The 12,115-nt window shown below is 57.8% G+C and carries 11 protein-coding genes; 3 read left to right on the top strand and 8 right to left on the bottom strand.

Features of this window, described 5'->3' with window-relative positions:
• Window positions 1-239: 239 nt before the first annotated feature.
• From ACFSDX_RS19345 to ACFSDX_RS19360, 4 genes are all read right to left on the bottom strand, one after another.
• A complete protein-coding gene (locus ACFSDX_RS19345) occupies window positions 240-533 on the bottom strand; it encodes an Imm50 family immunity protein (protein WP_382316549.1) in 294 nt (97 codons plus the stop codon).
• Window positions 534-604: 71 nt separating this feature from the next.
• A complete protein-coding gene (gene argC, locus ACFSDX_RS19350) occupies window positions 605-1,594 on the bottom strand; it encodes an N-acetyl-gamma-glutamyl-phosphate reductase (protein WP_382316551.1) in 990 nt (329 codons plus the stop codon).
• Window positions 1,595-1,744: 150 nt separating this feature from the next.
• Window positions 1,745-2,929 (bottom strand): argininosuccinate synthase, encoded by a 1,185-nt coding sequence (gene argG / locus ACFSDX_RS19355; protein ID WP_382316553.1) that lies wholly within the window; start codon window positions 2,927-2,929, stop codon window positions 1,745-1,747.
• 129 nt (window positions 2,930-3,058) lie between these two features.
• The gene (locus tag ACFSDX_RS19360; protein WP_382316555.1) at window positions 3,059-3,652 is read right to left on the bottom strand and encodes a GNAT family N-acetyltransferase; all 594 of its coding nucleotides are present in this window, start codon (window positions 3,650-3,652) and stop codon (window positions 3,059-3,061) included.
• Window positions 3,653-4,075: 423 nt separating this feature from the next.
• Between ACFSDX_RS19360 and argB the strand changes: the two genes are divergently transcribed.
• The 3 genes from argB to argH all read left to right on the top strand — a co-directional run bounded on the left by argB (window position 4,076) and on the right by argH (window position 7,304).
• Window positions 4,076-4,861, top strand: a complete 786-nt coding sequence (gene argB / locus ACFSDX_RS19365; protein WP_382316557.1) for an acetylglutamate kinase — start codon at window positions 4,076-4,078, stop codon at window positions 4,859-4,861.
• A complete protein-coding gene (locus ACFSDX_RS19370) occupies window positions 4,849-5,925 on the top strand; it encodes a M20 family metallo-hydrolase (RefSeq protein WP_382316559.1) in 1,077 nt (358 codons plus the stop codon). The genes argB and ACFSDX_RS19370 overlap by 13 nt, the downstream gene beginning before the upstream one ends.
• 77 nt (window positions 5,926-6,002) lie before the next feature.
• Window positions 6,003-7,304, top strand: a complete 1,302-nt coding sequence (argH, locus tag ACFSDX_RS19375; protein WP_382316561.1) for an argininosuccinate lyase — start codon at window positions 6,003-6,005, stop codon at window positions 7,302-7,304.
• A 90-nt stretch (window positions 7,305-7,394) separates the two neighbouring features.
• Here the strand turns inward: argH and ACFSDX_RS19380 are convergent, their stop codons facing one another.
• The 4 genes from ACFSDX_RS19380 to ACFSDX_RS19395 form a co-directional block, all read right to left on the bottom strand.
• Window positions 7,395-7,865 (bottom strand): META domain-containing protein, encoded by a 471-nt coding sequence (locus ACFSDX_RS19380; RefSeq protein ID WP_382316563.1) that lies wholly within the window; start codon window positions 7,863-7,865, stop codon window positions 7,395-7,397.
• Between the two features lie 125 nt (window positions 7,866-7,990).
• Complete coding sequence (locus ACFSDX_RS19385; protein ID WP_382316565.1) at window positions 7,991-8,839, bottom strand: transporter; 849 nt, start codon at window positions 8,837-8,839, stop codon at window positions 7,991-7,993.
• A gap of 157 nt (window positions 8,840-8,996) precedes the next feature.
• Complete coding sequence (locus tag ACFSDX_RS19390) at window positions 8,997-11,495, bottom strand: M1 family aminopeptidase (protein WP_382316567.1); 2,499 nt, start codon at window positions 11,493-11,495, stop codon at window positions 8,997-8,999.
• Between the two features lie 143 nt (window positions 11,496-11,638).
• Window positions 11,639-12,082, bottom strand: a complete 444-nt coding sequence (locus ACFSDX_RS19395; RefSeq protein WP_382316568.1) for a CHRD domain-containing protein — start codon at window positions 12,080-12,082, stop codon at window positions 11,639-11,641.
• Between the last annotated feature and the right edge of the window lie 33 nt (window positions 12,083-12,115).

A 12,115-nucleotide genomic window follows, 5' to 3' on the forward strand; every position in this document is an offset into this window, starting at 1 on the left:
TTCTAGTTAGGTTATCTTTTTAGTAGACCGTCATGCTGAACGCAGTGAAGCATCTTGGCAGGCTCGTTGAGTTAAAGAGGCTGGGCTGAACCTCTAGCCCCTTCACCCTCAGTATTATCTGCTTGCAAGTTATTGATAGAAACAAGACTCAAAACCAAGGCTTCTTCAGCAACTACAGTTGCCGTCATGCCAACCGATGAACTGAAAACTGCTTTGATGTCACTTCCTTGCTCTTCAAATCAGAGTTCAAAAAGCACATTTTGAAAGCTGAAGTAATCAAAAACCAACTCTTTTATTCCAGTTAATTGTAGCTCAATCTGACATTTCTTAACCAACTTAAAATAGCCTTTTTTAGTGACTTCATTAGTCATGTCAAAAACATTGATTGTGAAAGTTACAGCGGAGCGCCAAGTAGGTAGTGCTTCAAAAGTGACTTTAATTACCTCGGCATCATGGAAATTTGGCCAGTAACCAAAATGCTGAAGTAGTACTTCCGAATTAATAACTCGGCTCATTGCTGGATACTCATCCATAGTCAGTTACTACTTAACTTAACGAACCTGCCAAGATGCCTCGGCAAGCTCAGCATGACGGACGGTCTAGATTAAAAAAACGAAGCCTTAATGCCCAACCCCGCCGTTTCCTCCAAGCCAAACAGCAGATTCATATTCTGAATAGCCTGCCCCGATGCGCCTTTCAGTAGGTTGTCCAGCGCGGAGGTGATGAGCACTTGGTCGTCGTGCCTGGACACGTGCAGCAGGCATTTATTGGTGTTCACAACTTGCTTGAGGTGGATTTCCTTGTCCGACACGACCGTAAACGGCGCGTCGCGGTAGTAGTCAGTGTACAACTTTTGTACTTCGGGTACTAAAAGTTCACAGCTAGTATAAACCGAAGCGAAGATGCCCCGCGTGAAATTGCCCCGGTAGGGGACGAACCGTACCGGTTCAGCAAAGCCCGGCTGCAAGCCCACCAGCGTCTCGCCAATCTCGCCCAAGTGCTGGTGCGTGAAGGTTTTATAGGTCGAAATGTTGCCGGTGCGCCAGGTGTAGCCCGTCGTTTCGACGAGGCCTCGGCCCGCGCCGGTGCTGCCCGTAATGGCCGAGACGTGCACGGCATCGTGCAGCTGCCCCGCCGCCGCCAGCGGCAGCAGCGCCAGCTGAATAGCCGAGGCAAAGCACCCCGGATTGGCAATGCTGTTGGCGGTGCGGATTTGCTCGCGGTTCATTTCCGGTAGGCCGTACACGAAGTGCCGGCCGGCCACGTCGCGGTCGGCCGCCAGGCGGAAGTCATTGCTCAGGTCAATGACTTTGGTGCTGGTGGGTAGGTTGGCTTCGAGCAGCCACTTGCGCGAGTGGCCGTGGCCGAGGCACAGAAATACCACATCCTCATCGCCGGCTAACTCACTGGCAAAGGTGAGGTCGGTGTCGCCCAGCAGGTCGTCGTGCACCGAGTGCAGTGGCTGCCCGGCCTGCGTCGAGCTGACCACCGCGCCGATTGTGGCGTGCGGGTGGTGCAGTAGCAGGCGCACCAGTTCGCCGGCCGTGTAGCCCGCGCCGCCCACGATGCCGACAGTGATTTTTGAGTTTTGCATTTGTTTACGTCACCCTTCGCGGGGAACCTCACCCCCCGACCCCCTCTCCAAAAAAGAGGGGGAGCCGAACGATTATTTGTAATGAAAAACTAGAGACTAAAACTAAAGCTAGTTCCCCCTCTTTTTTGAAGAGGGGGCTAGGGGGTGAGGTTAGTCGTTGAGGCTAGCGTGAATCTTCAGCTGATTGCCAAAAATCTTGATAAACCCGCGCGCGTCACGCGAATCCCAGGCGTTATTCTCCTCGCCATACGTCGCTACTTTCGACTGCATCATGTCGTACTTCGACTCGATGCCGAGCAACTCGAAGTGATAAGGCCGCAGTTCCACGAACACCGTGCCCGTCACCCGCTCCTGCGACGAGGCCAGGAAGGCTTCAAAGTCGCGCATCACCGGGTCGAGGTATTGCGCCTCGTGCAGCAGCGTGCCGTACCAGGTCGCAATCGACTCTTTGTTGAGCTGCTGCCAGCGCGAGAGCGTGTGCTTCTCCAGCAGGTGGTGCGCCTTGATGAGTAGCAGCGCCGCCGGTGCCTCGAAACCTACGCGGCCTTTGATACCCAAGATGGTGTCGCCCACGTGCGTGTCGCGGCCGATGGCGTAGGCACCAGCTATTTCATTGAGCTTTTGGATGAGTGCCACGGCCCCCATTTTTTCGCCATTCAGTGCTACTGGCTCGCCTTTTTTGAAGGTGATTTCCAGCTGACTGGGCTCGGTTTTGGAAAGCTGGGTGGGGTAGGCGCTCTCGGGTAAAGCCTGGCGCGAAGTCAGCGTTTCAACGCCGCCCACGCTGGTGCCCCAAATACCCCGGTTGATGGAGTATTTGGCCTTTTCCCAGCTCATCTCGAAGCCCTGGCTTTGCAGGTACTCGATTTCCTGGTGGCGCGACAGCTTCTGGTCGCGGATGGGGGTGATGATTTCGACATCAGGCGCGATTACGGCGAAGGCCACGTCGAAACGCACTTGGTCGTTGCCGGCGCCGGTGCTGCCGTGCACGATGAACTCGGCGTTTTCGCGCTTTGCATACTCGGCAATAGCGAGCGCCTGAAACATGCGCTCGGCGCTCACGCTCAGCGGGTAGGTGTCGTTCTTCAACACGTTGCCAAACAGCAGGTAGCGCAGGCAATCGTGGTAGTAGCGCTCCGTAATGTCGATTACCTCATGCTTTACCGAGCCTAGCTCGTAGGCGCGCTTTTCGATGGACACCAATTCCTCGGCCGAAAAACCGCCCGAATTCACGATGACGGTGTGAATTTCGAGGTCGTGCTCCCGCGAGAGGTTCACCACGCAGTACGACGTGTCGAGGCCGCCGCTGTACGCTACAATTGCCTTTTTCTTCATTGCAAACGGTAAAACGAAGGGATGAACTCCGCTTAGTAAAAAATCAAAAGTTGAGCTTGTTGCCTGAGTGTCGAATAGTAACCAAGCCTGCCGCGCCGGGTGCGGCCGCCTAGGTTACGGATTCGTTATTTATTGCTGCGTCACGATGGGCAGCCGCATATTGTCGGCTATTGCCGACTCTTCCACGGCGGGTAGGGGCGCGTCCAGCTTGTCGAACAGCATACCGGTGCAGAGGCACATTTTGCGCTCGTTCTCCATCAGGATGCCGAAGTTTTTGCAGCTCTTGCAGCCTTTCCAGAAGTCTTCGCTCGTGGTCAGCTCCGAGAACGTAACCGGCTCGTAGCCCAGGTCGCTGTTGATTTTCATTACCGCCAGGCTGGTGGTGATGCCGAAAATCTTGGCTTCCGGGTACTTGGTGCGCGACAGGCGGAATACCTCGCGCTTGATGGCGCGGCCCAGGCCGTGCTTGCGCAGTGCGGTGTTGACCACGAGGCCCGAATTGGCCACGAACTTGCCGCTCTCGAAGGTTTCGATGTAGCAAAAGCCGGCCAGCTCGCCGTCGACGAAGGCGATAACGGAGTTGCCCTGGCGCATTTTTTCGCGTACATATTCCGGCTCGCGCTTAGCGATGCCCGTGCCCCGCTGCTTGGCCGACTCGATGTACCACTGGCACAGCAGGTCCGCGTAGTGCGCGTCTGCGGCCGTTGCAACCCGAATTGTCATGATGTTAAAAGGGATAACCTAAGAGAGGAGACGTAGTTAACCGGCCCTCGCACCCAGCGAGTTAGCGGCAGAAAACCCGAAATCTATCGGTTAAGCGGTGGGGCTCTCTACTTGTATAGATACGAGTAGCCCGCGAAAAGGCTGACCTAGGGGCCAGCATCCGGCAGTTGAAGCCGGCTAGGGTCGTCGCAGCAACGCGCAAACCAGCGGGCGCACGCTTTCCGAGCCCGAGCGGGCCGTGGGGGAAAGCAGAAAATTGGTGCGAACCAGGTGAGTCATTGCGGGAAGCAGCCGTGGGCTAGCACGATACGCTAGCAAACCAAGGGCCATAATGGAGCCACAAAGGTAAAAGTTCCTACTTTTGCCCGCAATAGACTGAGCGTTTTTTTTCGCGGCGGGGCCAGCGCCAGCGATAAACAAATTATGAACAAGCCGGAGCTTACCATCTACAAAATCGGCGGCGGCATTATCGACGATGCCGCCGAGCTAACCCGATTCCTCGAATTACTGGCGGCCACCAGCGGCCCCAAAATCCTGGTGCACGGCGGCGGCAAAGGCGCCAGCACCATGATGCGCGAACTCGGCCTCACGCCGCAGCTCATCAACGGCCGCCGCGTGACCGACGCCGCTACGCTCGACATCGTGACGATGTTTTACGCCGGTAAAACCAACAAGCAAGTAGTGGCCGAGCTGCAAAAGCTGGGCACGAATGCGCTGGGTTTGAGCGGGGCCGACGGCAACGTAATCCGCGGAATTAAGCGGCCGGTAAAGGATATTGATTACGGCTTCGTCGGTGACTTAACGCCCGCGAGCATTAATAAAAATCTGCTGCAACAATTGCTAACTTCCGGCCTGCTGCCGGTGCTGTGCCCCATTATTCACGACGGGCAGGGCCAATTGCTAAATACCAACGCCGATACTATCGCCTCGGCCGTGGCCGTAGCGCTGGCCGAGTTCTACGCCGTGACGCTGCATTACTGCTTCGAGAAAAACGGCGTGCTGCGCGACGTGGCCAACGACCAATCCGTGATTCGGGAAATCAATTCGGAAACGTACATCGAGTTGAAGCAGCAGGGCATCATTGCCGACGGGATGTTGCCGAAATTGGAGAATGCGTTTGCCGCGCTCAACCAAGGCGTGAGCCGGGTAATTATCGGGCACGCGCTGCACATTAATTCGGACTTGCGCACGGTGCTATGTCTGAATTAATTAAGCAGCTGAGCGACGAGTCCATCGCGTTATTAATTGAATTAATTAAAACGCCCTCGTTCTCCCGTGAAGAAGCCGGTACGGCCGATATTTTGGAACAGTTTCTGACGCGGCACGGTATTCCGGCGCAGCGGCGAAATAACAACGTGTGGGCCGTGAGCCGCACGTGGGACGATACGAAACCTACGCTATTGCTCAACTCGCACCACGACACCGTGAAGCCGGGCGTGGCGTGGACGTATCCGCCCTTTGGCGCGACGGTGGAAGGTGATAAATTAACCGGCCTGGGTAGCAACGACGCGGGCGCGTCGGCGGTGAGCTTGTTGGCGGTATTCCGGTATTTCCACGACTGGCCCACGGCCTTTAATTTAATTTGCGCCATCACGGCGGAGGAGGAAATTTCGGGGGCAAACGGCGTCAAAAGCATCTTGCCCGAATTAGGTGAAATTGACCTAGGTATCGTGGGCGAGCCAACTGGCATGAACGCGGCCATCGCCGAAAAAGGCTTGCTAGTGCTCGATGGTGTGGCGCGGGGCCGCACCGGCCACGCCGCTCGTGATGAAGGCGATAACGCGCTTTATAAAGCGCTCGATGATATTAATTGGCTGCGTACCTATCAGTTTCCGAACTTGTCGGAAATGCTCGGGCCGGTGAAAATGACGGTGACGCAAATCAGCGCTGGTACGCAGCATAATGTAGTGCCCGACGAGTGCCGCTACGTGGTGGACGTACGTCCCACGGAGTGCTACACGAACGAGAAAATCCTGGCAATAATCCGGGCCAACGTGCAGGCCGAAATCAAGCCGCGCTCGACGCATCTGCAGTCATCAGGATTGAGTTTGGAACACCCAGTTGTGCGGAAGGCGGTAGCGATGGGTAAGACCACGTATGGCTCGCCAACCCTGTCGGACCAGGCGCTGATGCGGTTTCCAACGTTGAAAATGGGGCCGGGCGACAGCGCCCGTTCGCACGCGCCGGACGAGTATATTTTGCTGAGTGAAATCCGCAGCGGAATTGCGGATTATATTGAATTATTGACTGATTTTGAATTGCGAGCGGGGTAGAGACGCATCCTTGCGTCTTGTCGTTGTTCAGCTCGCTTAACGCTGAGACGCAAGGATGCGTCTCTACAACCTGTCTTATGAAAATCTGGGAAAAAGGCTTTTCGGTTAACGATAAAATCGAAAAATTCACCGTGGGGCAAGACCGGGAGCTGGATATGTATCTGGCACCCTTCGATATGCTGGCTTCCAAGGCGCAAGCCAAAATGCTGGCCAGCATTGGAATGATTTCCCAGGCAGAAGAAACGCAGTTGCTGACGGGCCTGGATGAGCTGCTGGCGCAGGTTGAAAACGGCACGTTTGTAATTGATTCGGAATTTGAAGACGTGCATTCCAAAATCGAATATTATCTGACCGATAAATTCGGTGACGCGGGCAAAAAGATTCACGTGGCGCGCTCGCGCAACGACCAGGTTCTGACCGCGATTCAATTATTTATCAAGGATTATTGCGAGAAAATCGGCGCGAAAATTCTGGAGTTAGCCGACGTATTATTGCGGCAAGGAGAAAAATATAAAGACAACTTACTGCCGGGCTACACGCATTTTCAAGCCGCCATGCCGAGTAGCTTCGGGCTGTGGTTTGGGGCGTATGCCGAGCATTTATTGCTGGATATGAGCTTGCTGGAAGCGGCGCACACCGTGGCCGACCGCAACCCCCTAGGGTCGGGGGCGGGCTTCGGCAGCAGCTTCGGTATCGACCGCGAGCAAACGACGCGGGAGATGGGTTTTGCTCACGTGGCAGTGAGCGCGGTGGGCGCGCAGATGCTGCGCGGCAAGACCGAAAAAACGCTGGCCTTCGCCATTGCGGGCGTGGCGGGCACGCTCAGCAAACTGGCGTATGACTTGGTGCTGTACAATAGCCAGGACCTAGGGTTTGTGCTGCTGCCCAAGGAGTTTACGACGGGCTCCAGCATCATGCCGCACAAAAAAAACCCCGATGTATTTGAGCTGGTGCGCGCGCACTGCAACCGGCTGCAAGCGCTACCCACCGATATTATTCTGACGATAAATAATTTGCCGAGCGGCTACCACCGCGACTTCCAGATTTTGAAAGAAATCCTGTTTCGGCCGATGGTGCAGTTTGCCGATATTCTGGATATTCTGCTTTTCGCGGTGCCCGAATTAAAAGTGGTGCCGGGCGTTATTAATCAGCCGAAATACGACGCGATATTTTCGGTGGAAAACATCAATCAACTAATTCAAAGCGGCGTGCCGTTCCGCGATGCGTATAAGCAAGTGGGGCAGGCCGTGGACAATGGCAGCTACGTACCGCACAAGGAGTTTGCCACCACGCACCTAGGGAGCGTGCACAACCCAGGTTTGAGCGTGCTTACCAAACGCTTGCACGCCACCCGCGAGCGCCTGCCGTGGGCAAAGTAATGCAGTAGTAGCGCAGCCTTGCAGTCCGCGAGTAGTTGAAGCCAATAGGACTTACTACTCGCAGACAGTAAGTCCGCGCTACTGCTAGAATTAGCGTAAATACACCGCCTCTAGCCGGGCCAGTGGGGCAGCATCGGGCTCTGTGGGCGCGTACAAACGGAGCGTATCACCGCTGATGCGGTAGGAGTGCGCGGCGGCCAACACCTGCGTGAAAGCCTGCTCAGTAGCAATTGCCGGGCAGGCCATGCGCGTGCTCAGTACGGGCGTGAAAATGAGGTGGCTGGTGCTGTCGGTGGCGGCGGTGCTGCGGAAGCGATTGCAGCTGCCCTGGCCTTCGGCGGCGCCGGTGCGGCGGAGCAATAAGTAAGGCTCCTGGCCGCCTTCGGGCACCGTGATGGCTTGGGTGCCAACCTGGCGCAACACCCAGCGGGTTTCGAATAGCGAGGCGGCTGGGGCCGGTGGACGGCTGGCGGCCGTGGGGTTGCCGGTGCTGGTGGTGGGCGGCGACTGGCAGCCCACGCCAGCTACTGCGGAGAGAAGGAAAAGGAGGGAAGCGCGCATTGCAAAGGAAACTAGTGGTAGAGACTCAAAAAAAACTGACCTACAACGTATTCGTTATAGGTCAGTTAGATTGTCATTTATTGTTCTCCAGGTTGTAATCGGACTGCAAAGTAACGCGCGATAACTCAATGGCGATTATTGCCCAGGCGTAGCCCTAAGCCCACGCCCACAGTAGTAGCGCCCGCGCCCAAGCCACCGAGCACGCGGCCTAGGGTAGCGTCAAGGCGCAGGCCCGTCCAGGGCCGGTAGTAGAGGCCGGCGGTGGCACCAGTGGTGAGCTGCTCGCGGCCGCGGCCGTAGCCTTCCACAAAATAGCCGGCATTGTTGGTGATGGGCGCGGTGAGCGCCAGCGACCCCAGATACTGCCCGCGCAATACGTCGGCGGCGGTCAGGCCGTATTGGGTGAACCCAAAGTTACCCTCCAGCGCGGCGCGGCGGCCGAGCTGCTGGCTGAGCAAAATGCGCCCGCCGGGCGCAATCTTAGGTTGGCGCAGGCCCGCGCTGCCGGTATTTGGAAGCGCGGCCTCTACGAGCAGCGACGCCTGAAAGCGGCTGGCGCGGTCGGGCGTTAGCATGAGCTTTACCCCCACTGTTACCGGCGCCCAGCCCACCGAGTCGGGGCGCAGGCCGGGCGTTTCGCCGCCCACTAGCGTGGCGCCCGGCTTACCGAACAGGTAGGGCTGCGATAGCCGAAACTCCATGCTGTTAAAGAAGCCGATGCGCAGCGTAGTACTGCTGCCGGTGAGGCCCGCGCAGGTAGCGGGCGCGTAGCGCTGCAAGCCGGTTTCGAGTTGAAACTCGCCCGCCCGCAGCACGCCCGCCGTAATGGTTTGGCCAGGGCGGTCGGGGCGTATGTGTTGGACGAAAGGAGCGTCGAAATTCGGATTGTTTTCGTCGGGAGTATTCTGGGCCAGGGCGGGGGTGAGGCGGCCTGCGAGCAGGGCGGCCAGTACCAGCGGAGTGGTCTTGCGCATAGACTACTGCCGACGCGAAACCTGGCGGGATAGTTCAACGTAGGGCGGCGCTTGGCTTGGCTCACTACCAAAAAAGGCGCGAACCCAATTGAGTTCGCGCCTTTGAGGAGCACCAGTATGCAGCGTGCGAGCCGACTCGCAGAGGCCATATTACAGCCTATTTAGCTGCCTGAATAGCTTGGATAGCAGCCTCGGCCGTGGCTTGATTTTGGGCGGCGTTGGGCTTGCCTTTTTGAGCTTCGGCGCCTTTTTGCAGGGCGCTTACCATTGCTTTGTCAATGCCGTAGGCTTTGAGCTGCGGGGTCGTGGCCAGCTGCTGCAGGCGGGTTATGTCTTCCGAAAAGGCTTTGGGGTCGTCAAGGCGGCCGAGGACCTGGGTCATCGGCCCGATGTAGCGAAACTTACTCTGGCCGGTAGCCGCGTCGAAGCGGTCGCGGATGAATGCCCACTGCGCCGAGCCGCCCTGCTGGGCATACACGCTGAGCATGGCCGAGGTAAGCGCCCCCGGCGCATCAACCTCGTAGGCCTTGGCCTTAGCCAGGGCCTGGCTGGGGTTGATGCTACCCAGGGCCCGCAGGGCCGCGCCCTGCACCGTCGCCGAAGGGTTGCCGGCCAACTCATTGGCTACTAGCTTCTCGTCTTTTTTGTCTTTTAGCTGACCTAGGGCATTGAGCATGGCCGCCAGTGCGTGCGGCTCCTTCTCGGTGGTGGCCAGCTTGCGAAGCGTGGGCGTAGCGGCTTTGGCCACGTCCTTATTGTCAAGCTTCAGGCCTTCGGCCGCGGCTATGCGCAGCTGGTAAAACTTGTCCTGGAGGGTGGCCATTACCACGGCGCGAGCGGCGGGGCTGGTGGTTTGCTGAGCCAGGGCGGCCGTGAGGGCCTCGGCGCGGTCCACGAAGCGCGGGGCATACTTGTACTGGTAGGCTACCTCGGCCAGCGGCTTGGAGTCGGTTTTTTGCCAGAGTAGGGTTTTATCAGCGTCCACATTCACGAGGTTGGGCTTGGCGGCCAGGGGCATGGTGAAAGTCTGGGTGGCCTCGGTCATCGTTACCTGCTGGTGCACGGGCTTGCCATTGACGTAATAATCAATGGTAAACGGTAGCTGAAAGGGCTGGCCCGGCTGCGTCTGCTTCACGGTTACGGACTGCTTTTTGGCGGCCGCGTCCCAGGCGTAGTCGATGCTCACCACGGGGTGGCCCGCGCCGTAGTACCATTGGTTGTAGAACCAGTTCAGGTCCTTGCCCGACACCGCCTCCATGGCCAGGCGCATCTGGTGAGCTTCACCGTTGCCGAACTTATTGTCTTGCAAGTACTTCTGCAAGCCCGCGAAGAATACGTCGTCGCCGAGGTAGGTGCGCAGCATCTGCACGATGGCGCCGCCCTTCTGGTACGTCACGAGGTCAAACATATCCTCCTGGCTGTCATAATGAAAGCGCACCAGGTTCTTAGTCACGTCGCGTTTGCTGCCTAGGTAGCGCTGCGCGTAGCGGTAGTTGTGGGCGTCGGCGGCGTCCTGGCCGTATTTGTACTCCGCGTAGAGGCCTTCCGAGAAGTCAGCCATCGACTCGTTCACGGTCAGGTTCGACCACGATTCGGCGGTCACGTAGTCGCCAAACCACTGGTGAAACAGCTCGTGTGCAATCACCGATTCGCTGCTGTACTCGCGGTCTATCAGCTCCTTATCGGTCATTTGCACCTGCTCGCCGTGCAGCGTGGCGGTGGTGTTTTCCATGGCCCCGCTCACGTAGTCTCGGGCCACGATTTGGGCGTACTTATTCCACGGGTATTCTACCCCCAAGCGCTTGGAGTAAAATTCCATCATGTCGGGCGTGTTGCCAAAAATCTGCTTGGCAAAGGGGGCGTACTTGGGCTCTAGGTAGTAGTTTACTTCCTTGCCGCGCCAGGTATCCTTGTAGATTTTGAAGTCGCCGACGGCCATCATAAACAGGTAGGGCGCGTGCGGGTCATCCATTTTCCAGGTGTCGGTGCGCAGGCCGGGGCCGGCGGGCGTCTGGCTCACGAGGCGGCCGTTGCTGAGCGTCACGTACTTGGCCGGCACGGTCATGGCAATTTCCTCGGTCGTCTTCTGGTTGGGCCGGTCGATGGTCGGAAACCAGGCCGACGAGCCTTCCGTCTCGCCCTGCGTCCAGACCTGCACGGGCTTGCCCTTCACCGTGCTGTCGGGGTTCACGAAATACAGGCCTTTGGCATCGGTAATGGCGGCCGAGCCCTGCACCTTTAGCTCGTCGGGCTTGGCCGTGTACTCGATGTACACGATGTACTGCTCGCCCGGCTTAAAGAGCTTCCCTAGGTTGATGCGCAGGTTGGCCTGGTCTGAATAGTCGTACTTGAGGGGCTGCTGGGTGCTACCGTTCATCAGGGCCACCGTCTTGATGTCCATGCCTTTGGCATCGAGGCGCAGCGAGTCGGTGGCGTAGCCGTGGGGCTTCAGCGTCACCCATTCCTGGCCGTAGAGGTAGCGCTTGGCGTAGTCGAAGCGCACGGCCAGCTTGGTGTGCACCAGGTCGTTGATTTTGGTGGCCGAGGCGCGGTAGGGCGAGCTAGGGGCGGCGGGCGGCGTAGCGGGAGCCTGCGCCTGGGCTACTGCGGCGAGCAGCAGGCAGCCCGGTAACGCGGCTAGAAAAGCGTATTTCATTAAAGGAAGCAAACGAGAAAATATTCGTGCTGCCAAAGATGCGTCCTAGGTCAGTAAAGTTGCTGCCCAGCTGGCCGACGCCAACCAAAACGAGCCCGCCGCTGCAACAGCGACGGGCTCGAAGGAGCAAGTAATAGGCAGCTTTACTTAACCGTCAGGTTGGCGCGCAGCTCGCCGTCGCCATTGGTAGCGGTGTGAATGTTGGCGTAGATGCGGCCCGCAGTCAGCGAATCGGCCTGCATGGCGTTCAGCGTAACGGTACCGCTAAAAGTGCCGCTGGTGGTAGTGGGCAGGTTCGAAAATGGGACAGTGGGCGCGGCCGTTTTGTGCTTGGCATCACCGAAGTGCAGGTGGGCGCCGGTGGGCGCACCCGTGAGACCGGCGTAGGTAACGGTATAGTTCAGTACCTTAGAGCTGGGCGTATAGGTGCCCGAAACGGAGCCCGAGCCTGAGGCCGTCACGGCGGGTACCTGGTTGCTACCGTTCAACGCGCCCGAAACCTGCATGGTGGGTGTTGCTTCGTTGTCTTTTTTGCAGGCGCTGAGCAGTACTAGGCCGGTGAGGGCGGAAAGGAGAATTTTCTTCACAATAAAAAATAAATTTAGGAATGAATAAATGGT

This window comes from Hymenobacter bucti, assembly GCF_042681145.1.
In the GTDB taxonomy this organism is placed as follows: Bacteria; Bacteroidota; Bacteroidia; order Cytophagales; family Hymenobacteraceae; genus Hymenobacter; species Hymenobacter bucti.